We start from the raw sequence: 25700 nt of genomic DNA on the forward strand, positions 1-25700 counted from the left end.
AATTAAGATAGATTGCTATGAAAAGAAATTTTAAAAAGCTCATATATACGTTCGGGTTAAGTGTTGCCTTATTAAGCCTTGATAGCTGCACAAACCTAGATGAACAAATTTATGACCAGTTGGTCACCAACAACTATTATAATAACCGCCAAGAAGTATTGTCGGCCGTTTTAAGGCCTTACACGCATGCCAACGCCTGGGTGACACCCGGGCAGGACGGATGGTGGCGATTGAGTGAATATTCCGCCGATCAATTGGCCTGGCCTGTAAAAGGAAGACATGGACAAGATGGAGGTAAATGGATTCGTCTGCACTACCATACATGGACACCAGATGAAGCCTCAATACAACAGGCGTGGAACCTCATGTTTTGGGGAATGGGATTGTGTACCGACCCGATAGAAAACCTCGAGAGGCGGACGGCGAGTGATATGGGTATTACCGAAGAAGAACGATTAGCTTACATTGGTGAGCTCAAGTTGCTTCGGGCGTTTCACTATCTAAAGATTATGGATCTATGGGGAAATGTGCCTATCGTCACCCAGGTAGGGATACCACTTAATCCTGCTACAGCAAGCCGGGAAGAAGTGTTTAATTTTATTGAACGGGAAATTTTAGAAAATATCCAGCATGTACCCGTCCTTTCGGATCAAATGGTAGGCAGGATGTCTCAAGCCGGTGGATACGCCATGCTGGTTGAATTGTATTTGAACGCAGAAGTCTGGACGGGAACGCCCCGTTGGCAAGATTGTATTGCTGCAGCCGATCGTTTGATTAATGGAGACGCAGGAGGTCAAAATGGCACGGTGGCGTTGGATCCTAACATTACCGATGCATTTAAGCCGGATAACGACTTATCCAAAGAGGTCCTGTTTGCAATTGCCTATGAATTCCAACGTTCGAATACGCAGCCACAATGGACAGGGGATTTCTTTTACTTTAACCAACGGGCTATCACTGGCGGCGCCCGTGACGGAAACAACGGCACGGTGGTTATCCCAGGCGTTTATGCAACATTTCCTGACGCGGATTTACGCAAATCAGAGTGGTTGTTGTATGGCCCGCAGTTCCGGTTTGACGATCCAACCGAGCCTGTACTCGGCCGGAATGACGAGTACCAAGGACAACCCGTTGTATTTGTTGATAACATCAGGAGAAACCTTGAAGCCATTCAGAATGGAACAGATCCTGAATTGCTACCTTCCAACATGACTACCGGAGAAGGAACAAGCGGCGTGCGGTTCAACAAATACAAGTTGGGGCATCTGGAGCATCCTCATTACAATAGTACAGATTGGAACATTTATCGGCTAACTTGGATATATTTTGCGAAAGCCGAAGCTTTGATGAGGCAAAATGGCGGAACTGCAACGGCGGAAGCAGTTGATTTAATCAACGCTTCTAAAATGCGGGCTTATGAAAGTGAGGATTGGGCTGATTATCAATACTCGACAGCCAACTTAACGTTGGATGAGCTCTTGGCCGAACGCGGCAGGGAATTTATATTTGAGGGCTTCAGGCGCCAAGATTTGATTCGTTTCGGACGCTTTCATACTGACGCTTGGTGGGATCACGAGCCAACAGACATTACAAAGACGCTGTTTCCCGTGCCAAATGTTCAGCGGGCGCTGAATCCCAACTTAGATCAGAACCCTGGTTACAATTAACCTATTATCCTAACTACCGTCAAAGCGGGTTAGAAAAGGAAAGAGGTTGTTTCAGTTTTTACCTGAAACAACCTCTTCCTTATTGCAGCTTGCCGACTGCTAAACACTAAAAACGCCGGAAAAAAAAGCCGTCTCGTTATTCGTAAGACGGCTTTCACTACCTGCGCGTTTGACGCCGGATGTTTGCTTTAATAGGTACTAAATCATGGCAAATTAAAGGCCAAATTTCAATCAAAACTACATGATATGACCCACACCAATTGTTAATAAAATCACAATAAAATGTTAATGATACCAATCCCTATTAATTTTGTGGCGGGTATTCTGTGTACCATGCAAATAATCGTTAACATTGCACCACACGGGTTTAGACACGACACTGATGAGTTATTCACTGCTGGTTCATAAAAGCATTTCGTTACTGGGCTTTGTCTTGTTGGCTTCCGTGCTGTTCTATCTTACATACAATACATTCAAACTCAAAGACGAACAGTATCAGACGGTAGAAAAAAAGCTCATCAACGATCGATATACACAGCGAATACGTAATGACAAGGTGTTTCCGGGCGGCGTAGCCATTATTGATCGCTACCTGATGGATAATATCTACACGCTGGAGGCTTTATATGACCAAGATAAAACGGCGTTCGAGCATTACAAAAACCAAGTGCTCGATAGCATGTTCCACGCCCTTCGGGCAGCCAATACGATGGATAGCCTGTTTGCGCAAATAAAAGCCGAATATCAACTCAATGAAGATTTACAATATTTGTTGTCCATTAATGCCGTTCAATTGGTTTTCAAAAATCTCCGTATTGTTAGTATATACCAAGCCGGCGAGTCGTATCCATTCGTTCCAGACAGCTTAAGGACCCGTTATGGTGTATACATCGGCGGAAAACTGGAAAAACCGAGACCACAAAATCAAATTGCCGGCATTACGGTGAGTGCCTCTACGGATTATAATTATTGGATGACTTTTTCGCTCCATGCCGATCACAGCAACCGTATCTTGCATATTATCAAGTTGATGATGCCTACATTCCTGCTGGCACTATTTGCGATTGGTTGCGTGGTGTCCATCTACTACTTCACTTTCCGCAATTGGCTTCGCCAAAAAAAGTTGGCCGAAATGAAATCAGACTTTGTCAACAGCATCACGCACGAATTCAACACCCCGTTGTCTACCATCATCGTCGCGAATAAAAACATGCAAAACGACAAAATACTTGCCGATCCCGACAACATCAAACCGCTCACAAAAATCATTGAACGTCAATCCCTGCGCTTGCAGAAACTTTTTGAGCAGGTCATGGATATCACTACGATGGATAATTCTTCTTTGCAGAAGGAAACCCATGAACTTAACCAGTTGCTGCATGAAATCATCACTGACTATAATGTAAAAATTTCGGTCCACCACAATATCGTTATTGAATTGCAAGCGGGCACGCACCCCCTAATTGTTGAATTGAACCGTTTTTTTTTCACGACCATGCTGTTCAATTTATTTGACAACGCGATTAAATATAACCATTCGGAGCATAAACGCATCGCAGTCCATGTAGCGGTGGGTGATGCCTCCATCAGCCTACAGATAGCGGACAATGGAATGGGCATACCAGACAATGAAATCGAACATATATTCGAAAAATTTTATCGTTTTCAAAAGCAAGGTACCCAGCACATCTCGGGACTGGGCCTGGGGCTCTTTTATACCTACCAGTGCATCAAAAGCCACGGATGGAAACTTTCCGTTACCAGTGAAGAAAAGATAGGCAGTCAATTTATTATCCATATACCTTATAAGCATTAACTGGTCCATGAAACCAAAATTGTTGTATGTAGAAGATGAAGCGGATTTGGGCAACGTAACCAAGCAATACCTCGAAACGATGAATTTTGAAGTGACTTGGTGTACAACCGGTAAAAGCGCGTATCAGGAATACCTGACACATCACACGGCATATAGCTTAATCATCATTGACATCCAGCTACCCGACATCAACGGGTTCGATTTGGCCCGGAAAATCGTGGCACACGACAAAAACGCGTTCTTCTTGTTCCTGACGGCACGCAAGGAGAAAACGGACAGGCTACTCGGGCTGGACATGGGTGCAATAGACTACATTACCAAGCCTTTCGATATCGACGAATTAGTACTACGCATTCGAAACATCACCAGAAGGATGCTCCCCACCACCGATCAAAAACCAGCAGAGACGATTCGAATCGGTGATATAACGTTGAATAAGGAAAAACTCAGCCTCACCATTGAAGGAAATACGGCCACAACGCTCACGTTGCGGGAGGCTGAATTGCTGGAATACCTCTATGAGCACCGCAATTCCATCGTGAAGCGGGAAGATCTCCTTATCCGTTTCTGGGGCGAAAACGATTATTTCATGGGACGTAGCTTGGATGTCTTTATTTCCCGGTTGCGCAAATTACTGCGGCGCTCTTCATCCGGTGCAAGGATTGAAAACATCTACGGCGTAGGGTTTATCCTCTCTATCCCTTAACCGGTATGCTTAGCCGCCCGTTTGCAAAACTACAATACGACCAAATCTTCGATGACCACCTGCCCGACATGCTCATTCATGCGGCCGATAATTTGCGATCGCATCAGTAGAAGTTCGTTCTTAATGACAGCTGATTCAACCTTGATGAATAACTTTTTATCACGGATATACAGTTGCTTGGTTCGGTTGGCAATGGCATTCCCCATCAGCTGCGGCCACGCGGAAATCAAGGCTGTTTCGTCAAACTTGCGCCGCAGTTTATAGACATCAAGCATTTTTTCGATGGCCTCTTTGATGGTGATATCGTCTCCCCTTCTGCTCATGCCGTTTCCAATTGGTTCACCACGCCGCTGTTAATTTCAAAAATACACACTTTCCGATTTATTTCTTCAAAGATACGGTTTATCCGCAGAGCATCGGTATCCGTAAGGAAGATCTGCCCAAAATCGTCCGCAGAGACCATCTGCATCAGCTTACGGGTGCGCACCTCGTCCAACTTATCAAAGATATCATCCAACAGGAGCAACGGTTTGAAGGCTTTTTGGTTATACAGAAAGCTATACTGAGCAAGTTTCAAGGCAATAAGAAACGACTTCTGTTGCCCTTGCGAGCCAAATTTTTTTAGAGGCATATCGCCATGGATGGCAAACAGCAAATCATCCTTATGGATGCCCACGGTAGTGCGTTCCAACGCCCGATCGCGATCAAGCTGCTGTGCCAGCAGATCAGCAAAATCACCTGCCATGAGCTGCGATTCATATACCAGGGATACTTCTTCGGCCGTATCCGTGAGAAATCGGTAATGTTTATTAAATTCAGGAATAAACGCGGCCATGAATGCCTGCCGTTTTTCAAAAATCGGCATACCCAGTTCAACCAGTTGCATATCCAGCACATCGAGTACACCCTTATCAAGCATGCCCGTCTTAGCGGACTGCTTTAATAAGCTATTGCGCTGCACCAAGCAACGGTTATAGGCAATCAGTCCATCTAAATAGCGTAGGTCGGTCTGGGAAATCACATTGTCTATAAAACGCCGACGCTCCTCGCTACCATCGGTCACGATGGTTGAATCGTTGGGCGAAATCATCACCAACGGAAAAAGACCAATATGGTCGGCCAAGCGTGTATATTCCTTCTTATTCTTTCTGAACTGTTTTTTCTGGTTACGTTTGAGGCTGCATGCCACCACATCGGGCTGTCCGTCTTTGTCAAACTCGCCCTGTACCATAAACCAATCTTCGCCCTGTTTAATCTGTTGGGAGTCTACAGGGTTGAAATAGCTCTTGCAAAGTGAAAGGTAATGGATAGCATCCAAAAGGTTGGTCTTGCCCGCGCCGTTTCTTCCGGTAAAGGCGTTTACCTCCGGAGCAAAATGCACAGTAGCCTCGCTGTAGTTCTTAAAATGGAGTACGGACAATTGTTTCAGCCACATACCTACAAAGGTAAGGTTTTTGCTGGCTATTCGGCAGATGACTTAATCTCTTCAAACTCTACAAACTCACCCGCTTTTTTCGCTCCCTGTTTAGGCTTACTTTGTGGAGGCATATAATCGATACGCACCTTGCCATCCGGCTGGTGCGATTGGTGGGGCTGCTGGAACTGCTGCCCGCCTGCGTAAGGACCGCTTCTATACTGATATTGCTGTTGGGCCTTACCCATCACTTTCTCCGCCATTTTGCGCATCGCCCAGGGGAATAGGAGCCGCGCAACCATGCGTAGCAACCACAGGACGGTTATTGCGATAAATAAAAACTTCAATAACATACTCACAAATATAAGTAAAAACTGGACACCTCGCTTATACCGGCGTAATTTTAACGAACTTTAACGTATAATTGACAAACAAAACAGGGATACCAAAGTTTTCACACTCCCGGCTTGCCTTTAGCCTTCAGTATGGCCTGCTGGAGTTCGACCTGCCGCTGGGTACCGATGATATAAATGAGCCCATCTCGATCGGTTAGCCACACCGCGTCCTTACCCCCTGCATAAAACTTAATTTTTCCCCGTTGGTGGAGGTTGTACACCGGATTGTTGATAAAAAAACTGCTATAGGGTTTACATTCCACTTTCACGATGCTGTTGAGGTCTATCTTCACAAGGCGGGTGGTCCAAAGTCCACTTAATTTCACGCTGCCTTGCTCTACCATAATGCGGTAATGAAGCATGTACATCATCACGATAGACACAAAGATAACCGCACTTCCTACGATAAGGAACAGTTGGCTTTCATTTTCCCGTTCGATATTGATGTAGTACGCTATGAAGCAAAAGAGCGCCAGCACCAACCTAACGCTTACCCAACTCCGGTCGCGGCCCATGTATTGATTCTCTATGTATATCGGTTTTTCTGCCATTGGCTAATAAGAACACGCTAAAGTAACTACTTTTTTTGTTTTGTCCGTAATTTTATAGCGATCATCCATCCGATAAGGCGCTACCCACAGAATATTCCCATCGCCGTTAATGACTACCGGTATAAAATGTTTCTGATACGCAGGCACTTTAAGCGACACAAAAAAATCGCTCAGCTTCTTCCGGCCGCCCATGCCGAGCGGCCGGAAGACATCCCCTTCTTCCCATGCCCTGATGCGAATAGGAAAAACCACATGAGCAGCATCTAACTGCACGACATGCGTACTTCTGTTGACCGCCATGTCCGTAGACAAGCCTGACTCAAAGTGATATTCATGCCAGCGTGCGCCGTCTCCGGGGTATGCTATAGTAGCTACTTCGTTTTGCGGTACTTCAATTGGCTTTACGACCCATTCATGCCGATCGACGTATAACATATGCGAGGGCGAACTAAACCGCTTCCCCGGCGTGCCGGGCATCGACCCAGCGATATCGCTTATCACTGCTTCCGTGAATCCGTAAGGACGAAAAAGTTCATAAAGTAAAAACGGCAAGGGATGCAATCCCGCCAACCCACTGATGGGGATATGCCATTCGCCCGGCCTTCGCTCCGTAAATAAATCCTTACGCAATTCCGCCACGTAGGTCTCTACCACGCTATAGGCATCTGCAAAGCGCTCCATGTTTTTTGCCATGGTGCGCTCAAGCTCCGGGTTGAGTTCCTTCAGTCTGGGGATAACCTCTATCCGGATTTTATTACGTGCATATTTGGTGGAAAAATTGGAAGCATCATCACGATAAGCCAATCCATGCTCTGCCACATAGGTAGCTATTTCTTCAGCATTTAAGAAGAGTAAAGGACGGATGATTCGGTCTCTTTTAGGCTTTATCCCTTTGAGGCCCGCGAGGCCCGTGCCCCGCACCAGGTTGAGCATTATTGTCTCAACATGGTCATTGCGGTGCTGCGCCACAGCGATATAATCATAACCCTGCGAAGACCTGATGGTCTCAAACCAGGCATAGCGCAACTCCCGTGCTGCCATTTGGATAGAAATGCCTTGCTGGCGGGCATAGGTTTCCGTGTCAAATCCTGTCGAATAGAATGGTACTTCCAATGCGCGGGCGAGGTCACTTGTCAACGCTTCGTCCGCATCGGAGGCCTCTCCCCGCAGGCGGAAATTACAATGTGCTATGCCAATGGTATAACCTGCTTCAGCAAAAAGATGGGTCATCAGCACCGAGTCTTTGCCGCCGCTTACTGCAAGTAGGATACGCTCATGCGATTGGCACAACGCGTGTTCGTATATGTAGTGGATGAATCGCTCCTGTACGCTCATATGCCCAAAGGTACGGGATATCACGTAGCCTCACAACTTATACCTTACTGAAAGCAGCCACACTCGGGGCATGATGTAGGTGACCTGCTCGCTTGCGAGGAAGTCGGAAATGGAATTGGACACCTTGGTGCGGTTGTCCAGGAAGTTGTTTGCTGTGAGGCGGAAGCCCCAGGGAGTATGCTCCGGTTGGTAGTCCAGCGCCGCATTGGCCACATGGTATGAGTCGCTGAGACCCGTCCGAGTATTCCGGTTGCGGAAGTAGGTATATTCAGCCATGGCGGACCAATCCCTTAGCAGCCGCCAGTCGAGACTGGCATCCAACTGGTCGGTAGTGAAGCGGGATGAGGTATTGCCGCGGAAGCGGTTGAATCCCTTGGTATAGGCAACCGATGCCCGGGGCCAGTCGCTCGGTTCGGTGCGCATGTTTACGGTATACTGGTGGCTTGTGCGGCGGTTGTTTGCCAGTATGTCATTGACCGTCTGGGAATAATCGAACCAGCTGAGCCGTACATTTCCGCCCACGCGGAAAAAAGCCACCCGGTTGGAATACGAGCCGTACGCCATCCAGTTCGTTTCGGGATTGTCGGTCAACACGGGCATCGAATAATGGTTGATGCCTTCAAACTGCAGTTCGTTACGGATGGCGCGCACCTTGCGGTTGAACGTGATGGACGCATTAGCTATTGGCCCCCCGATACCCGTGAAGCGGGTATAGCGCAGGGCAGAGCGGTGATAGCGCTCATTGGCCAGCAGAGCGTTACCCCTGGCCACAGCATTGTACGAGGTGAGCGTAAAGCGGCTGTTCAGCTGCCCAACGCGGGGGAAGCTATTGGCATATTGGTAGTCGAATACGATCCGTTCGTTTTCCCGTATTTCATATTCGCTTTTCCATGTTGGCTCGGGCAAGAAGCGGCTAAGGCGGTGGTTGCCGTCTGTTTGCGCGGTAGAGAGTGCGTACCAGTGGCCATAGAGAGAAGCCGTATTGCTGACGGGGCCAGTGATGAATTTATAGTCTAGGCCGACGAAGGCATCGTTGAGCCGGTAAAGGACATCATTGCCAAATCCGGCCTCGGCAAAGCTATTGACCGAACCATCGGACAACAACTGCCGTTCGCTGGTCAGCAGATCCACCCGAGCAAAGTTGTTGCCGATGTTGCTGTGGAGTTGGTGGCGGCTATTGATGACCCAGTAGTGCTTGAAGAGCGCGTCTACGCTGTTGCTGCGCTGGCGACCCAGCTGTTCAATACGGTATTGATCATCCGTTTCCAGCGGGATAAAACCCACGAGGAAGGCCTGGTCGTTGATCCAAGTATTCAGCGGTGTATTTTTCTCATATACGTGATTGACCACAAAGGTGGTCGTGTGCTGTACATTATACGCCTTATGCCATTCGATATACTGTTTCAGGGAGTGATTATCCGCATCGCTGAGGGTATTAAAGTAACTGTTCTGGAGGTTGGTGACCGAATTGAGCAGGTTGGAGAGGGAATTTCCGCTGCTCTGCCACTGAGCATTGTAATACCATTTCTCGGTGTTGCTGGGGCTGTAATCCAATTTGGCATTGGCCAGTCCCATCAGGTCGTCGTTTCCCTGCTCGGCGAACCGTTCCTCATTGGTCACACCCTGGTTGGTCAGGTATTCAATGTAGGTATCAGCGCGTCGGTCGGTGAGCAGGCGGGAGAAGATGGCGAATCCGGAGACGTTGAGTTTTTCCACCACGTCACTGCTGAAGTTAAGGGCGGCGAAGCGCGAGCGGTTTTCCACCACGTCGCGGTTGTCCGAGGTAAACGTATTGAGGTTGGTAAACGAAGGGCGGCTATTGGTATTGACAAAGGCACTAACACCACCCTGAAAGCGCATCATGTCATCGAAAGTGAATACCGACTTGCCAATGTCGTTGATGTCGCCGATGACGCTCACGTTATGGGCCGGCGTGTAATAGAACAGTGCCGCATGGCCGAGGTGGTGGCCGCCATTGCCGCCCCCGGCTTCAAGGTCACCGAATACGAGCCGTTTGCGGTCTTCTTTGAGCTTTACATTCATGGCCATCTCATCCGTGCCGGAGACCTCTTTGAGGAAGCCCACCTCGTTGAAGTGGTCGATGACCTCAATCTGGTCGAGTGCATCGGCGGGAATGTTTTCCACGGCCAGTTTGCTGCCCCCGCCGAAGAATTTTTTTCCTTCCACGAGCATGTGGCGGATGGGCTGCCCGTTGAAGGTAACGCGCCCATCACGGTCCACCTCTACGCCCGGCAATTTGCCAAGGACGTCTTTCAGCTTGCGTTCGTTGCCCGCAGCAAAAGCCTCTACGTTGAAGACGATGGTATCCTTCTTGATGATGACGGGACGGTATTCGTGCTCGATGATGATTTCCCTGAGCTGCTCGTTTTTGGTCCGGAGTTTGAAATCGTGCCGAAGGTTACTATTGCTTGGGTCGAGTTTAGTTGAATCTGGATGATAGCCGATATAGGAAACGCTAAGGAGATAGGCTTTGGAAGCATCCAACGTAAAATTGTATTGCCCCTGTGCATTAGCCATTGCGAACTTGACATTACCGTCCTCACCTAGGGCTTTTGCCATTACATTAGCCCGTCCCAATGGCGCGCCGCTTTCGTCAGATACGATGCCGGTTATGATTCGGAACTGAGAAAATGTGACCAGCGGGAACAATAGCAATAAATTAAGTAGCCTGTACACCCGTACTGTTTTGACTTATCATGTATGTTTTTGTAATAGGAATTACCTTTTAAAGTAATCTTCACCTTCTAACTATTGACATAAATCACATCATCAAAACGGAGGCATTATTTTCCCCCTCCGTTCCATTATTTTCTTGTGAATATCCCTGTAAAACTGTTCTTCTGAAATTAATTCGAATTCGGGCATTGGCAAAATAGCAATGTTTTCTCCTAGCGAAATGGATTTCGCACCGAATATCGTAGTATTGGTTTGTAATTCCAAAATCAGCCCAGGCAAGCCTCCATATTTCAACGGTCCAAAAGGGAACGGGAGTTCAGGGCAAAACCAAGCAATGACAGGAATTCTTCGTAATCCACCGCTACCGTTCTGAGATAGATTGTCACGGGTCGCTTTAAAACACTTATATCCGGCTATTTCTTTGCTTTCGTTCGTAATTTTCCATCCTGTATGTCTACCGCTCTTAAAAGAATCTACCAAGAGATAGTCTTTGTGAAACGGGGGAAGAGCTGGCATGACACGGTACGCAGCGTCTGGATTTTGCCAAAAATGCCTGTTGGTAGAGACACCTATAAAAAAAATCTCTGCACTTTTAACATCTTCTGGAGGGATTGTTCTACTCTCATCAAGGTTAAACGTCGCGTTTGAATCTATAAAATTCAGTGAAAACGTAAGTTGCTCAAGAATCATCGGTAGACGAGGATTCTGTCTTAGTTCATTATCGGTCAATCTATTTTTTGTATTTTTGACTTTATATTTCACAATCCCACTATTGTAGGATTGGCTAAAGCTGAAAAATTGGCTTGCCAATAGCAAGGCAAGTAATGATAAGCGGATTAATGTCAAATCAACCCTTTTTATTCGGAACAAAACTGTAAGTATTCTCTCCATTTTTCGTAAGCAAAATCCTCGTCAGCATCCTCTTGAGTAACATAATACAGATAGACTTCAAAAGCTGCATCTTCACAGGAAACATTAATTTGCTGAACGTTTAATAAAGATACAGAAGAAGATGAAGTCACAAAAACCATAGGGTTGTGACCATTGTTGTAAGTAGAGATTTCATATTCTGATATATTTTGGTTTGTATACTCAAAATAAAATTAAACTAATTGATTTGAAAATTCCAATTTTTTTTGAAATAACCTTGAAAATTTTACCAAGATTTAGCCGATAGCTCTCTTTTAATTTGGGGCCCCGCGGAGTATTTAACCGTACCTACTTCCCTCGAACTATGAGGCAAATAATCCTTTCGATAAATGGTTTTTCTTTGCTGGCTTTCCGTGTCAAACGCACCCCTTTAGGATTTGCATCCGCAGTGTTCGTGAATACCATGCATTTTAGCTAAGTTTGCGCCTGTGAAGAAAAGCCTGTTGTTCATATGTTTCGCTGCATTCATTTCGACGCTTACGTACGCTCAGCAGCGTGACGAATTGAGATTGATATCGTCTTCACACAGTCGCCTCAATGCAACTACGGGCAACATGATGAATTACCGGCCTGTATATGAACACCACGGTTCGACACTATCAGCCGATAGTGGCTATGTCTATAACGACAATGAAGGCAGGCAATTTTTCGATGCGTTCGGTAAGGTGATTATCACCCAGCCGAATGGAACCGTCATTTATGCAGACAAATTACATTACGTCGCCGAAACCCAACTTGCCACGCTCACCAATAACGTACGCATGGTAGATGGCAATTCGGTACTCACCACCAACTACCTCACATACAACATGAAAAGCAGCGTGGGCACCTATACCGGTGGCGGGCGCATCGTTAATACCACGGATACCATTACGAGCAGAAATGCCTACTACTTCGATAATACCAAGGATGCTTATTTTCGCTATGATGTCGTCGTACGGACGCCAGACGTAAAAATTTATACCGATACCATGCGGTATAATTCGGCCACCAAAATGACCTATTTCTATGGCCCTACCAACATCAAAGGCAATGATGGCGAAAACCTCTACACCGAACGTGGCGAATACAACACCGAGACGGAGCAAGCTTGGTTTGACCGTAACAACCTGTATACGGAAGGGAGCCGTTTCCTCCGCGGCGACAGCCTCTACTACGACGGCACATCGGGCAACGGGCGTGCCGTACAGAACGTGGTGTTTATCGACACGGCACAGCAATACTTTACCTACGGTGGCGAGGGGTTGTACAACCGGATCGATGAATCCATCACGATGACCAAGAACCCCTTGGTGATGACCGTAACGCGCAATGATAGCACGGCGTCGTCCGTGGATAGCATCAGTACCCTATCGCCAGATACATCCGTACAAGCTATCGATACGCTAAAAAAACCTCAACCTGCTGCCGTAGACACCATTTACATGACGGCCGATACGCTGTTTTCAAAGCTCATTTTATTGAAGGACTATTTACCCAAGGTCTTTGACCTTGATCGTGAAGGTGGCGAAATTGATGACTTTGAAGACGAGGACTATGGCGACGATTACGGCAATATGGATGACACCGGCTCGTCGGACGGCATGGACGAACCGCCGCCGTTGAGCAGCGACTCACTGCAAACCGACACTGCCGTTATCGATAGCCTTCAGCGACAACCTCGGGACAGTTTGGAGGCATTCCCCGCCACGCTGCTGGATACGCTGAAAGCACCTCCCGACAGCCTAAGCACGCCCAAAACCGCCGACCCGGCCATCAATATGGCAATAAAAGCTGATTCGGCAGTGCTGCAAACTCATCTCAATCGAGTGGCCGCGGCGCCGCTGGAGACGGCTGGCTTGGATATTTTGGCGCGTAATCTTGCGGCAGACAGTGTACTCCGCGGACAAGCAGTAATACCTACCGGCGGAGAAACCGACAGCCTGATGGCTGCGGCCATGACCGCGCTTTCCCGTCCACCCACCGACACGGTACCAAAAGACACATTGGGTAGCGACACGGTAAAAACGCGCATCATCAAGGCCTATTACAACGTTCGGCTCTTCAAATCGGACCTGCAAGCGGTGGCTGATTCCGTATACTATGGCTACCCTGATTCCATGATGCGTTTCTTTGGCCGCCCGATGATATGGGCGCAGGGATCGCAGATGACGGCCGATACGATTTATATGCAAATACGTAACGAGCAGCTGGACAACATGTTGCTGGTCAGCAATAGTTTTATGGTAAATACCCAACTGGATTCTACCAAGTACAATCAAATCAAAGGAAGGCGGATTACCGGCTTTTTTTCGAACAATGCGCTGGATCGGATGTTTATAGACGGCAATGCAGAGAGCATCTACTACACCGTCGATGAAAAGCGCAAAGTGTATACCAACATGTACCACAATCGCAGCAGCCGGATTAAGATATTAGTCGATAGCAATCAAATTACCTATTTCAATCCGATTAGGCGCGTGGATGGCAAGGTCTACCCGATGCACCTTGTCCCCCAAGACGCGGAGATACTGGAGGGTTTTGTATGGAAGCCGGGGGATCGCCCCACCTCGAAGGAGGATTTGCTCATCCGGAGGCGTCCGCCAGCTGGCGCAGATGCCGTGGTCCCGCCAGACTCGACGGAAGCGCCACAAGCACCCGGCGGGCGACCAGTTCCGGCGGGGGTTGATTCCACATCGATTCAACCGGATACGATTCCGCGACCCGATATGACCGATAGCACAATGAACCTATCGATGCTTTGGCCGTCCGGCAATCCATGCATCGAGGCTGTATCGCCCTGGGCCGAGCAGCAATATCGCAAGATGCATGGTCAGGAACGCGGGAGCCAACTCATGCTTGTCAAACAGCTGCCAATCGTGGACCGAAATGACCACCAGCATCGCGACGATCAACGGCATGGTAGCCAATCGAGTAAATAGTCCCAATACCAATAACGCAGAGCAAAATAGTTCGGCAAAAATAGCCAGCCCCATGGAGACGGGGCCACCCAATCCCATGAAGTCGTAAAACGAGCCGTTCTTAGCCGCAAAATTGACCCATTTGCCGTAACCGTAAGTCGGAATCATCAATACACCGGCCCCCAGCCGCAACATCAATGTCGCCAACTGGAAAGAGGATGCATTATACCCGGTAGTCATGAACCTTTTCATGGCACAAATATATTTATTTAGAAATTATCTAAATATTTTCCGCAAGGTTCATCGACTGGTGTGCGACAGATTTCAAATGTCGAGAATCCAGATGTTTCCTGCACACCCAAATCAAAAATCTTTATCCTTCCTACGTCGACGTCTAAAAAAATTGCATTTTTACCATTCGATATGGTTAGCAGACGAGTCGTACGGTGGCTTAGTATGGAACGAACGAAGCACGAAACGCCGTAAACAGACAAAAATAGCTTCAAAAAAATGTCCCCAAACGGCAAACCCGATTGTCAAGGTAAAAACAAAATAAAAAGTTATGAAAGAATTTCTAATGCTGATTCGCGAAGAATCAAATTACGGCGAACTGTCTGCCGAGGAAATGCAAGCATGTATCGAGAAACATTATCGTTGGGTAGAGACCCTCAAGCAGAAGGGGCAATACAAGGAAGCCCAACCTCTTGACGCGGGTGGCGCATACATCCGCGGCAAGCAAAAAATCGTATCAGACGGCCCCTTTTTGGAGGGAAAAGAATGTGTCAGTGGTTATTACATCCTATTGGCTGATTCCCTTGAAGAAGCCATTGAGATCGCCAAGGGAAATCCAGACCTGGATTGGGATCGCACCGTTGAGATACGGGAAATCATGACAATGGAAGACGCGTAGACGCAATGGACGCCACGGGACAGCTGGTCGCTCATTTCTTCAGACAACACTCGGGGAAGATGGTTGCATCCCTTGCCCGGGTGTTTGGCATGGCGCAATTAGACAATATCCTCGATGCCGTGCAAGATACCTTTGAGACTGCCATGTCCCATTGGCGCTACAACGGCATGCCGGCAGATCCACCGGCTTGGCTATCACGCGTTGCCCGCAACAAGCTGATCAACATCATCAATCGCGCCGCACGGCAGACCACTATTGAAGCCATGGAGGCTTCGATAGTGGCTGCGCAGGGCGAAACCCCGCCCGTGGTCGAGGACGAAGAAGCCGCGGACAGCCAAGTGCAACTGCTGGTGGCGTGCTGCCATCCGGCTCTCGGCGAACGCGACCGCATACTGACCACGCTCCATGTCCTGTGCGGTTTCGGCGTTCCGGAATTAGCCAACGCATTACGGTTGAATCGTGAAGTGGTCAAGAAAGCTCTGCAGCGCAGTAAATCGACCTTACGGCGTGTAAACATCCAATTGGATCCCCGAGCAGCAAAACACGCCGCGGAGAACTCCGCTACGGTGTGCACCATCTTATACCTCATGTTCAATGAGGGTTATAAGGCTACGCGCGATGCCAAAGGCATCAATATGGACCTTTGTTATGAAGCCATGCGTCTGGCGAAGCTGTTGCGCCCCATAGCACCTCCTGCAGCCGAAGTGGATGCGCTATTGGCACTTATGTTTTTCCATTCCGCCCGCTTTCCGGCACGGATAATGGCTTATGGCGAGTGGGTACCACTCGCAGAACAGGACAGGAGGTTATGGGACCGACGGCTGATTGCCGAAGGCTTCCATTATTTGGAATGTGCAAAACGCAGCGGCTGTGCAGGCAAATACTACCTTGAATCGTTAATCGCCTCATTGCATTGTGCGGCAAGGCATTTTGCAGAAACCGATTGGAAAGCGATCCTCGGCCTTTACCGGTTATTGGAAGGCCTTGAGCCGAGTTCAGTCCTCATCCGTCTTAACCGCCTGGTTGCTGAAAGCTACGCCGCCGGGCCTCTCGCCGTCATTACGGAGCTGGAAGCCATTCCGTACGACGCAGATTCCGGCACCGTATTTCTCCTCCAAGCCGTGAAAGCCCACGTATACCAACGCGCAGGTAGCACCGCGCAGGCTCACATCGCCTACCGTGCGGCCCTATCCCTTGCACAAAATCCGCTGGATGCCCAGTATATCCAAAAACAGCTGAACACGTTATACACATGACGTCCAGACAGCCTAGCGCTCAGAGCCGTTCGTGCAGCCAAGCAGGCAACCATCGGTATAGCCTAGCGATAAGTCGCCACCGCCGGGTAATGTATACCACTTTACGGCGTTTACAAAGCCCCCGGTAAATCTGGTTTGCAGCTTTCGGTAACGGCCCCACCCAAAACCGTACAGGAGACTTGGCCGACGGCGTGTCGACAAAGCCCGGACAGATATCCGTAACCGTGATTGGCATGCGTCCATGATATGCTTTCTGCCGCAGACTTTGCAGGTAAGTGATTTGATAAGACTTTGTTGCACTGTAAGCGGGCGCCTGCCTGCTGCCCCGCATACCGGCAATAGAAGTAATTGCCGCCAGATGTCCATATCCTTGGCGCTGGAAATAAGCAAACGCCCAGTCGGCCAACTGGGTAAAGGCGCTGACATTCAGGTCTATCATTTTTCGTTCGATCCCAAAATCCAACGCTTCGTTGGTATCCCCTCCACCAGCGCTGATGACCATGACATCGATACCCCCCATCGCCGCAGCAAGCGCCTCCAAGTGTGCAATACTGGTCTCGGTGTCCGTCACATCAAAGGCGCGGATACAATAGCGATCTGGACGCATGGCCTTCATATCCCGGAGGATCGCCTCCCGCCGACCCGTGATGCCTACCTTATTTCCTGCCGAAACCAACGTTTCAGCCAATGCACGGCCTATTCCAGACGTGGCACCGATAATCACTATCTTCTTATCATTCATGTCTCCATACGGGTAAATAACAATTTAATATAACAACAGTAGGCCAAAGCGCAATTAAAGAAACCTACCGCCGGTAAAGATGATCAAAATACGCCGGTTTCCGATAAAATAGTATATTCGAACAATGAACGCCATATACCCATCCTTGACGAAAGCCCTGTTACTAAACGCTTTCTTTCTTCACATGGGGTTTGCCGCAGTTGCCCAACACCATACCTCCACGAACAAAGAAATAAGGCAAGATATCGAAACGATGTTGCCGGAAGGCGAAATGACAGCCAATGTCGCAGACAGCACAAACTATACGCTGAGTTTATCAATAGCCAATAATGGGAATAAAATTTGGTTCTATACGTATGACGATTCTTCTCCGGCACCTTCGATACTTGATCAGACGTCCATCGATCTCGGAAAAAACGCAGTCATTCTGGACGGGCAGGAATTAGTTTATATAGGCAAAATAACAGTAATTGGCAAAGAAAATAGCTTACAAAGCAAATGGAAAGGCCATTGCTGGTCTTCCGAAAGACCCGATGGAAATGATGGCAAGTATCACCAGTTTGTACTTGGCAAACTTGAACCGAGCGGTCAGACCTACCTACATATCCAGATTAAAGAAATAAAACAGGGCGAAGAAAAACTGTCGTTGGATTACCCCTTGCTTTTCTGATGAAGCCAAAAATATTTGCAATGTGCAGGACAACCTACCCTGCACATATGCAAATGTTAGTGACACTAAATAACGCATGGAGCCTTCCCAATCCCCATACATCTCATGCAAGAAAAAGAACGCTTGGGATGATGGAGGCAAGGTAAAGAAGGTGCGCTGGATAGACAATACCTATTTTGGTGTATTTTGCCGAGTGGCCCGTTGAAGCTAAAACTGTATAAATATTTTTTATTTTGCATTTTTATTAATATTATTGTGATATCAAAATAATATCAAAAAAATAGTCATGATAAACGAAAAAAACACAACTGCAATTTCGGGTTACTTATCCTTTGTTGTGCTGCTGGCTGGCCTCGGTCTCGCAGCGTATGGTATTTACGGCCAGTCGGTGTGGCTGATTGCGATTGGCATTGTGCTGGCATTGGTCATATTGAAAGGCTGGCTTGTTGTCAATCCCAATGAATCTGCCGTATTGATTTTATTTGGCAGTTACCAGGGGACGGTACGGAAGGACGGCTTTTTTTGGGTAAACCCATTGGTCGTAAAACGGACCGTCTCATTAAAGGCGCGGAATCTCGACGGGCAAAAAATCAAAGTCAATGACAAGCTGGGCAATCCCATAGAGATTGCTGCCGTAGTCGTCTGGCAGGTGCGCGATACCGCCAAGGCATTATTTGCCGTAGATGATTACAGCAAATATGTTCAAATACAGAGTGAAGCTGCCGTCCGTCATTTAGCAAATCAGTTTGCTTATGACAACTTCGAGGATGAAGCAGCCGTAATCAGCCTAAAAGATGGTGCGCAGCAGGTAAGCGGGATATTGGAAAAAGAATTGAACGACCGACTGGCCATGGCGGGGATAGATGTGATTGAAGCTCGGATCACCCATTTGGCCTATGCGCCGGAGATTGCCAGTGCGATGTTGCAGCGCCAGCAGGCCACTGCCGTGGTTTCTGCGCGCAGACAAATTGTGGATGGTGCCGTAGGCATGGTAGAGATGGCCTTGGAGAAGCTATCGGAAAAAGACATTGTACAACTTGACGAAGAGCGGAAGGCCGCCATGGTCAGCAACCTGCTGGTGGTTTTGTGCGGCGAACGAAATGTCGCGCCCGTAGTCAACGCCGGTACATTATATCATTAATGATATCTTTGCATCCTTATAACGAATAAAAACGGGAGCTTTTTAATGGCTGATAAAGCGGATAAAAAGGCATTTGCGCTTCGCATACACGCCGATATGCTGAAAGCATTAGAAGAATGGGCGGCAGAAGAATTCAGGAGCACCAATGGGCAAATTGAATTTCTGCTTGCCCAGGCATTGGCACATCGGAAGCGTACGAAAAAGAAGGAAAAAGAATAGTATCGGTCAATTGATTTACAAATTGCGATGACGGTAAACAAACGGCCATCATGCATGTTAGCTACTTACTGGGGGAGCTAACTCATAAAATCAATGAATCATGATAGAAGAGAAATTCACCAACTGCATCGCTGCCTGTTATCGCTGCGCTGACGCATGCGACCACTGCGCAACCTTATGCTTGCGAAACGACCAAGTACAAACTATGGCTGCCTGTATTCATTTAGACCGATTTTGCGCAGATGCCTGCCGCATGGCTGCATCTTTTATGGCAAAAAGCAGCGGAACGGGGCACGAAGGGTATGTCGTACAGCTTTGCGACCTCTGCGCCCAAATCTGCAATGAGTGTGCGGAAGAATGCCAAAAACACGACAATGAACATTGCAAAGCCTGCGCGGAAGCATGCCGGGCGTGTGCCGAGGCGTGCAGAACAATGGCTGCATAGACAACCGTCCATGTCTATGCGCAGCAGCTTACACGGCATCAGGCACCCATGCGCCGAGCAATAACGTGGCACCGACAGCCATAAACTATCCGGCTCATCGGGTGCCCTTTACAAAATTTCACCCCCAACCGTCGGCAAATCCGTGGGCCTGGAGGACATCCTGAGGCACGCCATCCCAAATACCGGGACGGTTGCCGACATAGCCGATATCTTTCACCCCCATCTCGCTGGTAAAGAAGCCTGAAGCGGTGAGGTTGCGTGCTAAGCTGAAGAATGCCACACCTTGTTGCATCTCAGGCCGTGCCTTGCTGGGGTAAGCGATGTCATCCACCAATTGCAATTGCTGTGCTTCCGAGCAATCGACAAACACGCTGCCATACCGCCGTTGGCTTTGTACATCCAGCCACTTCAGTCCGCCCCGCATCGGCGTCTGATAGCTTGGAATATCTTTCACCATAAACTCAATAAATGCAGGCACGCCAGCATCGCTGGCACTTCCGGATACGTCATCCGCCGGAATGATAATGTCGGTCAACACGGTGAGTGTAGCCAGCTCATGCTCGGTAAAAAATTGCTCACCTGCCAAACGTTGGTTGCGTTCATGCTCAAATTCCTGAACACCGGGGAGCTTCCCTCCTCCCGCAGCGGCCTCTTTATTCGTTTCGGCACCGGGCCTACAGGAGTCGATTAGCAATGCGCCGCCTGCCGCGGCGAGGCCTAATGCCTTAATGGAATCTCTTCTGTTCACGTTGCTATGATATATATATGTTTATCCAATGTTTAACTTATTACGCTGCTCCAAAATGTATTCTGCGGTACGCATCGACAGTGCGAGGATGGTCCACGTAAGGTTCTTGTCGCCTTGCTGTACAAACGGTCCGGCATCTACCACAAATAAATTAGGACAGTCATGCGCTTGGCACCACCTATTCAAGACCGACGTTTTAGGATCATCGCCCATACGCGTAGTGCCTCCTTCATGAATGATTTTCCCCGGCGCTTCCAGACCGTAGGACGTTTCTGGGCCAGGCATAGGCGAAGTCATGACGGCGCCCATCTCGTGCAAAATCTCCTTAAAGGTCTCCTGCATATGCTTGGCCTGCGCTACTTCTTCATTGGCCCATTTATAGTGGAACCGGAGTACCGGAATCCCATATTTATCCACCCGATTGGGATCTATCTCGCAGTAGTTGTCATACCTGGCCAATGCTGTACCCCTACCTGCCATACCTACGCTTGCTCCATAAAACCGGCGGTAATCTCCCTTCAGCGACCGGCCGTATCCGCCTTGCTCTCGTTGTTGGCCATCTTGGCCGGGCACCAGGTGATTTACATTCGCTACCCAGTCCATAAAGCCGTATGACGGCATACGCATACCGCCGCCGTATTCGATATGATATCCCCGAGGAAAACTGAGTTTCCTGTTGTCGAGCCACCATGGCGAATAAATGTGTACACTTCCTACCCCATCTTCGTTGTACCGCTTTCTATCCAGCAGTTGCGGCAGAAAGCCCCCCGCACTTGCTCCGGTAGAATCATGCAAATATCGTCCTACCAAACCGCTGCTATTGCCTAGCCCTCCCGGATGTGCTGCCGACTTCGAATTGAGCAACAAGCGGGCACTTTCACATGCACTTGCCCCCAATATGACAATTTTAGCCCGCACGGAATATTCCTGCAAATCCATCGTGTCGACATAAGACACGCCGGTCGCCCGCCCTTCATTATCAGTCAGCACCTCACGCACCATTGCATTGTCTACAACCGTCAAGTTGCCCGTCTTAATGGCCGGAATGACCAAACAGGAAGAAGAAGAAAAATCGCCATACACCCGGCATGCCCTGCCACATTGCCCGCAATAAAAACACGTGCCACGCCCTTCCACACCGGGAAGAGCCTCCGTAAGCACCGATCCACGTCCAGCAATAACCGGGACACCTGCCTTCTGTGCTCCCCGTTTGATATATAATTCGTTGAGCCGCGGCTTAGGTGGTTTCAGAAAAATACCATCCGGCTCGTTGCGAATCCCTTCCACTGTGCCATAAATACCAATCATCCTGTCTACGCGGTCATAATAAGGCTTCACCTCATCATAGGTAATTGGCCATTCGGCGGTCACACCATCCGTTGGTTTGAAATCATCCGGGCCCATGCGCAACGAAATACGCCCCCAATGATTTGTCCGCCCGCCAAGCATTCTTGCCCTAAACCATTCAAATTCGGTACCCGCCGCGCGGGTATAGGGTTCGCCATCCAACTCCCAGCCACCGTAGGCAGCGTCGAAATCGCCGAACGGACGCACAGTACTTGCGCCACGGCGAGGTGATTCCCATGGCCACCGCAATTGCAGGGTATCTTTGGCCGGATCGAAAAATGGTCCCGCTTCAAGCATGAGCACCTTTAAACCCGCATTAGCCAACACATAACCAGCCATGCCCCCTCCGGCACCGGATCCGACAACTATTGCGTCAAATACCGTGGGGTTTTCTTTGATTTGATAAGAAATCATTACTTTTCGGTCTATTTATATTGTTATCGTTTAGCTTGAAGGCGATTGACTATCGGTCTGTCGCTATCAATGGCCAAATATAAAATTTTATTGGTTACAAACACCAAATAAATAGCTAAAACGATTATGCATCTAAACCAGGTCCATTCCGAAAAAAATACAGTAAATTCGTTAAATTAAAAAAACTTGAGTTCAATTGGGGCGCCTGATATTAGCAAGTTCCGGATTGCATGACATGGCCATACTTGCGATTTTTGCCGTATATATCGTATAACATGAATGACCAAGCGAAGTTAAACTATCACCGGGTTGCTGTAGCAATAGACTATATCAAGCAGCATTTCAAAAAGCAGCCTTCCCTTCAAGAAATCGCGGCGCAGGCGCATACAAGCCCCTATCATTTCCAGCGATTGTTTTGCGAATGGGCTGGTACCAGCCCAAAAAAATTTTTGCAATACGTCAGTGTGGAATATGCAAAACATCTACTTAAGGAAAGACAGGCTACGTTGTTTGAAACTGCACTGGAAACGGGCCTTTCGGGGACCAGTCGGCTGCACGATTTGTTTATCACCATAGAAGGAATGTCGCCCGCTGAATATAAAAACGGTGGCCAACACCTGACCATTCGCTACAGCTTTGCACAAAGCCCTTTCGGCACGCTGATCGTCGCTTCCACCGACAAAGGGATTTGCCACATGGCCTTTTGTGATGATGAACAAACGGCTTTGGATATACTAAAACAGAAGTTTGCAAATGCTTCATTTGCGCACGTGCCGGAGCCGGTCCACCAAGACGCGCTTGCTATCTTCCAAGGCGACTGGCATAATCTACGAGAAATTAAATTGCATCTGAAGGGCTCCGCATTCCAGCTAAAAGTATGGGAGAGCCTATTAAAAATCCCAATGGGTGGGCTCACCACTTACGGAACAATCGCCAAAGAAATCGGCCGATCATCTGCCTCAAGGGCGGTAGGCAATGCCATCGGCAGCAATCCGGTAGCCTACTTGATCCCATGCCACCGGGTTATTCAATCTACCGGCGCCTTGGGGGGTTATATGTGGGGCAATACCCGGAAAACGGCTATCATCGGCTGGGAAAATGCGCAGATCGAAAATAGTCGCCTATTAATCGGCGCTAAGCAGCCGGGGCATTGACTCAATGGGGCGTTGCAGGAGTACTAAACTCGAGGACGACGTGCAAGCATCTTGAGACAATACGTTTGAGCCTGATTACTGAAAAATGGATTTGTTCAATAGTGAAATAGACGAAACAAAAAATTTATTGCCGGAAGGCGGCATCGTCAATTACTATGGCAGGCTGCTATCGCCTCCCGAAGCTGACCACTACTTGACCTATTTGCTTACGGCTATTCCGTGGAAGCCTGACGAAGCCTTTATCTTTGGCAAGCATTACGTCACCAAACGAAAGGTTGCCTGGTATGCTGATATCCCTTATGAATATACCTACTCCAACATTACCAAACGGGCACTCCCTTGGACTCCACAATTACTGGAACTCAAACAGTTGGTTGAGGAAAAGACGGGCGAGCACTTCAATTCCTGCTTACTGAACCTTTATCCTACCGGCGATGAGGGCATGGCTTGGCACAGCGACGACGAAAAGGACCTCAAAAAACATGGTGCAATTGCTTCGCTAAGTCTTGGAGCTGAGCGGCGATTTTCTTTCCGCCATAAGCAAACCAAGGAGACAGTTTCGCTTGCTCTTCCGCATGGTAGCCTATTGGTCATGAAGGGCACCACTCAAACCCATTGGTTGCACCGCCTGCCACCTACAAAACGCGTGAAACACGCGCGGGTAAACCTCACATTCCGGACAATGATCGATTGACTCCCATCTTGCCATTTTTTGAAATCTGCTTTGGGATGCATATCTTGTTGCCGAATAAGCGTAATAGCAAAATGACAGCATTACAAGGCATTGATACGGTCATTGTCCGCGTATCTGATATTGGCCGCGCCAAACAATGGTATCAAGAAAAACTGGGCCTAACGCCTGTGTGGGAAGACACTAAGCAACAATTGGTCGTGCTCGATACCGGTAGCCCAACGAGTTTAACGCTTTGGCAGACCGACAAAAAGGCAACGATTGACCGGGAGTTGGCTTCTTACCCGATTTTCCGAACAACTGATGCAAAGCTGTCGTGGCAGGTACTGCGGGATAAAGGCGCGGATGTCGGCGATTTAATTCGTGACGATCACACGACCTATTTCCGGTGCTATGATCCGGACGGCAATGTATTGGAAGCGTGCCAAGTGCACGAGTGAACCGGACGTTGGTTAAGAAGTTGCCTTCAAAAACTCGGCAAGCTTAGCCACGGCGATAGCACGGTGACTAATGGCATTTTTTTCGGCAGCCGTCATCTCGGCAAATGTTTTGTCATAGCCATCCGGGGTAAATAAGGGATCATAACCAAACCCACCGCTTCCCTGTCGCTTGTAGCCGATCTCGCCTTCAACAGCGCCTTCAAAGAAGTACGTCTTCCCGTCCAATAGTAAGGAGATAACCGTGCGGAATCGGGCCTTTCGGTTGGGATGGTTACCCAACCGGCTGAGCAACAAATCAATGTTTTTCTCCATGTCCCGCGTACCCGAATAACGGGCAGAATATACTCCCGGCTCATTATTAAGCGCTTCTACTTCCAGGCCTGAATCATCAGCAAAGCAGTCATAGCCATATTTGGTATACAAATAACTACTTTTTTGCGAAGCGTTCGCTTCGAACGTATCACCCGTCTCGGGGATATCGTCCGTGCAACCTATATCAGCAAGCGTGAGCAATCGAATATCATTTCCCACCATCGCCTGGACCTCTTCAAGCTTATGCGCATTATTGGTAGCAAAGACCAGTTCAATCATATCAATAATGTTTTTACAGTACCCCAAAATAACCGTTTCTTTTCGGCATCAGCCAACATCTCGTCAAACGTAAACGTGTGGAAAACCGTAATGCCTTGGTGGGCCAACACTGTGTTGGGTTCGGGATTGGCAAATCCCTCCCAAGGTAGGGATACCCCGAGCGATACCACAATTTTTGGATTGAAAAAGGCAAAAATATCACCTTGCTGTGGCATTGCGGAAAGCGTGCCGAGGTTCAGCAACGCAATGTCGTCGGCCGTTAGCTTCAAAGCGGTTAACGTTTTGGTTAGCGCCTCCAATGCCGATACAGACAGCCACTCGTGTTGCGGATCGCTTGCCAAAAACAGGTAGTTGCGCACGTTTTTGCCATAGAACGGGAACTGCGGGGCCGCTGCCGGAGCGGTAGCCACCGCGGATAGTTCTGCCGTGACGGGCGCGTCTTCATCCATACCGAAGAGCGTCTCGGTAATCAAGTAGCGCAATGCTACGGAATCCGTCGTCTGGATGTTCGACATGGCCAT

Annotated in this window: 25 protein-coding genes and 1 pseudogene; 13 read left to right on the forward strand and 13 right to left on the reverse strand. The window is 48.5% G+C overall.

The window, feature by feature from the left end; translation table 11 throughout:
- Nucleotides 1-17: 17 nt before the first annotated feature.
- From B5X72_RS10460 to B5X72_RS10470, 3 genes are all read left to right on the forward strand, one after another.
- Nucleotides 18-1667: a RagB/SusD family nutrient uptake outer membrane protein gene (locus tag B5X72_RS10460; RefSeq protein ID WP_079716826.1), complete on the forward strand. Its 1650-nt coding sequence runs from the start codon at nt 18-20 to the stop codon at nt 1665-1667.
- Between the two features lie 382 nt (nt 1668-2049).
- On the forward strand, nt 2050-3483 hold the full coding sequence (locus tag B5X72_RS10465) for a sensor histidine kinase (protein ID WP_079716827.1): 1434 nt from the start codon (nt 2050-2052) through the stop codon (nt 3481-3483).
- Between the two features lie 7 nt (nt 3484-3490).
- The gene (locus tag B5X72_RS10470) at nt 3491-4189 is read left to right on the forward strand and encodes a response regulator transcription factor (protein ID WP_079716828.1); all 699 of its coding nucleotides are present in this window, start codon (nt 3491-3493) and stop codon (nt 4187-4189) included.
- Between the two features lie 29 nt (nt 4190-4218).
- Here the strand turns inward: B5X72_RS10470 and B5X72_RS10475 are convergent, their stop codons facing one another.
- From B5X72_RS10475 to B5X72_RS10505, 7 genes are all read right to left on the reverse strand, one after another.
- A complete protein-coding gene (locus B5X72_RS10475; RefSeq protein ID WP_079716829.1) occupies nt 4219-4512 on the reverse strand; it encodes a DciA family protein in 294 nt (97 codons plus the stop codon).
- The gene (gene recF / locus B5X72_RS10480) at nt 4509-5624 is read right to left on the reverse strand and encodes a DNA replication/repair protein RecF (RefSeq protein WP_079716831.1); all 1116 of its coding nucleotides are present in this window, start codon (nt 5622-5624) and stop codon (nt 4509-4511) included. The genes B5X72_RS10475 and recF overlap by 4 nt, the downstream gene beginning before the upstream one ends.
- Nucleotides 5625-5650: 26 nt before the next feature.
- Entirely contained in the window at nt 5651-5956 is a 306-nt protein-coding gene (locus B5X72_RS10485) for a DUF4834 family protein (protein WP_233632453.1), read from the reverse strand.
- 101 nt (nt 5957-6057) lie between these two features.
- Nucleotides 6058-6549: a hypothetical protein gene (locus B5X72_RS10490; RefSeq protein ID WP_079716834.1), complete on the reverse strand. Its 492-nt coding sequence runs from the start codon at nt 6547-6549 to the stop codon at nt 6058-6060.
- A gap of 3 nt (nt 6550-6552) precedes the next feature.
- Nucleotides 6553-7884 carry a tRNA lysidine(34) synthetase TilS gene (tilS, locus tag B5X72_RS10495; RefSeq protein WP_079716836.1) on the reverse strand — a complete coding sequence of 444 codons (1332 nt, stop codon included), beginning with the start codon at nt 7882-7884 and terminating at the stop codon, nt 6553-6555.
- A 30-nt stretch (nt 7885-7914) separates the two neighbouring features.
- Nucleotides 7915-10581 carry a carboxypeptidase regulatory-like domain-containing protein gene (locus B5X72_RS10500; RefSeq protein ID WP_079716837.1) on the reverse strand — a complete coding sequence of 889 codons (2667 nt, stop codon included), beginning with the start codon at nt 10579-10581 and terminating at the stop codon, nt 7915-7917.
- A 93-nt stretch (nt 10582-10674) separates the two neighbouring features.
- Nucleotides 10675-11472 (reverse strand): GLPGLI family protein, encoded by a 798-nt coding sequence (locus B5X72_RS10505; protein WP_079716839.1) that lies wholly within the window; start codon nt 11470-11472, stop codon nt 10675-10677.
- Between the two features lie 596 nt (nt 11473-12068).
- Between B5X72_RS10505 and B5X72_RS10510 the strand changes: the two genes are divergently transcribed.
- Nucleotides 12069-14432 carry an OstA-like protein gene (locus tag B5X72_RS10510; RefSeq protein ID WP_394332954.1) on the forward strand — a complete coding sequence of 788 codons (2364 nt, stop codon included), beginning with the start codon at nt 12069-12071 and terminating at the stop codon, nt 14430-14432.
- Here B5X72_RS10510 and B5X72_RS21185 read toward each other — a convergent pair.
- Nucleotides 14430-14663 (reverse strand): annotated as a pseudogene (locus B5X72_RS21185) (DoxX family membrane protein); the annotation flags it as partial. The gene B5X72_RS10510 and the pseudogene B5X72_RS21185 sit on opposite strands and share 3 nt — an antisense overlap.
- 310 nt (nt 14664-14973) lie before the next feature.
- Between B5X72_RS21185 and B5X72_RS10520 the strand changes: the two are divergent.
- Entirely contained in the window at nt 14974-15321 is a 348-nt protein-coding gene (locus B5X72_RS10520; RefSeq protein ID WP_079716842.1) for a YciI family protein, read from the forward strand.
- Nucleotides 15322-15326: 5 nt separating this feature from the next.
- The gene (locus tag B5X72_RS10525; protein WP_079716843.1) at nt 15327-16577 is read left to right on the forward strand and encodes an RNA polymerase sigma factor; all 1251 of its coding nucleotides are present in this window, start codon (nt 15327-15329) and stop codon (nt 16575-16577) included.
- Nucleotides 16578-16596: 19 nt separating this feature from the next.
- Here B5X72_RS10525 and B5X72_RS10530 read toward each other — a convergent pair whose 3' ends face one another.
- The gene (locus tag B5X72_RS10530; protein ID WP_079716844.1) at nt 16597-17319 is read right to left on the reverse strand and encodes an SDR family NAD(P)-dependent oxidoreductase; all 723 of its coding nucleotides are present in this window, start codon (nt 17317-17319) and stop codon (nt 16597-16599) included.
- Nucleotides 17320-17443: 124 nt separating this feature from the next.
- On the opposite strand from B5X72_RS10530, the gene B5X72_RS10535 reads away from it, so the two are divergent.
- The 4 genes from B5X72_RS10535 (at nt 17444) to B5X72_RS21045 (ending at nt 19794) form a co-directional block, all read left to right on the forward strand.
- A complete protein-coding gene (locus tag B5X72_RS10535; protein WP_139378637.1) occupies nt 17444-17989 on the forward strand; it encodes a hypothetical protein in 546 nt (181 codons plus the stop codon).
- A 286-nt stretch (nt 17990-18275) separates the two neighbouring features.
- Nucleotides 18276-19130, forward strand: coding sequence for an SPFH domain-containing protein (locus B5X72_RS10540; protein WP_079716848.1), 855 nt, complete (start codon nt 18276-18278; stop codon nt 19128-19130).
- 45 nt (nt 19131-19175) lie between these two features.
- Nucleotides 19176-19349: a type II toxin-antitoxin system antitoxin gene (locus tag B5X72_RS10545; RefSeq protein ID WP_079716849.1), complete on the forward strand. Its 174-nt coding sequence runs from the start codon at nt 19176-19178 to the stop codon at nt 19347-19349.
- Nucleotides 19350-19617: 268 nt separating this feature from the next.
- Entirely contained in the window at nt 19618-19794 is a 177-nt protein-coding gene (locus tag B5X72_RS21045) for a four-helix bundle copper-binding protein (protein ID WP_245826916.1), read from the forward strand.
- Nucleotides 19795-19912: 118 nt separating this feature from the next.
- Here the strand turns inward: B5X72_RS21045 and B5X72_RS10555 are convergent, their stop codons facing one another.
- Both B5X72_RS10555 and B5X72_RS10560 read right to left on the reverse strand, forming a co-directional pair.
- Nucleotides 19913-20542, reverse strand: a complete 630-nt coding sequence (locus tag B5X72_RS10555; RefSeq protein WP_079716852.1) for a gluconate 2-dehydrogenase subunit 3 family protein — start codon at nt 20540-20542, stop codon at nt 19913-19915.
- A 21-nt stretch (nt 20543-20563) separates the two neighbouring features.
- The gene (locus B5X72_RS10560) at nt 20564-22303 is read right to left on the reverse strand and encodes a GMC family oxidoreductase (RefSeq protein ID WP_079716853.1); all 1740 of its coding nucleotides are present in this window, start codon (nt 22301-22303) and stop codon (nt 20564-20566) included.
- Nucleotides 22304-22578: 275 nt separating this feature from the next.
- On the opposite strand from B5X72_RS10560, the gene B5X72_RS10565 reads away from it, so the two are divergent.
- From B5X72_RS10565 to B5X72_RS10575, 3 genes are all read left to right on the forward strand, one after another.
- On the forward strand, nt 22579-23457 hold the full coding sequence (locus B5X72_RS10565; protein WP_079716854.1) for a bifunctional helix-turn-helix domain-containing protein/methylated-DNA--[protein]-cysteine S-methyltransferase: 879 nt from the start codon (nt 22579-22581) through the stop codon (nt 23455-23457).
- 85 nt (nt 23458-23542) lie between these two features.
- Nucleotides 23543-24151 (forward strand): alpha-ketoglutarate-dependent dioxygenase AlkB family protein, encoded by a 609-nt coding sequence (locus B5X72_RS10570; protein ID WP_079716855.1) that lies wholly within the window; start codon nt 23543-23545, stop codon nt 24149-24151.
- A gap of 71 nt (nt 24152-24222) precedes the next feature.
- Entirely contained in the window at nt 24223-24588 is a 366-nt protein-coding gene (locus tag B5X72_RS10575) for a VOC family protein (protein WP_079716973.1), read from the forward strand.
- A gap of 12 nt (nt 24589-24600) precedes the next feature.
- On the opposite strand, the gene B5X72_RS10580 is transcribed toward B5X72_RS10575, so the two are convergent.
- Nucleotides 24601-25179 carry a non-canonical purine NTP diphosphatase gene (locus tag B5X72_RS10580; RefSeq protein ID WP_079716856.1) on the reverse strand — a complete coding sequence of 193 codons (579 nt, stop codon included), beginning with the start codon at nt 25177-25179 and terminating at the stop codon, nt 24601-24603.
- The gene (locus tag B5X72_RS10585; RefSeq protein ID WP_079716857.1) at nt 25176-25700 is read right to left on the reverse strand and encodes a hypothetical protein; all 525 of its coding nucleotides are present in this window, start codon (nt 25698-25700) and stop codon (nt 25176-25178) included. Before B5X72_RS10585 ends, B5X72_RS10580 begins: the two co-directional genes overlap by 4 nt.

Origin of the sequence: Parapedobacter luteus, assembly GCF_900168055.1 — a bacterium.
Taxonomy (GTDB): Bacteria; Bacteroidota; Bacteroidia; order Sphingobacteriales; family Sphingobacteriaceae; genus Parapedobacter; species Parapedobacter luteus.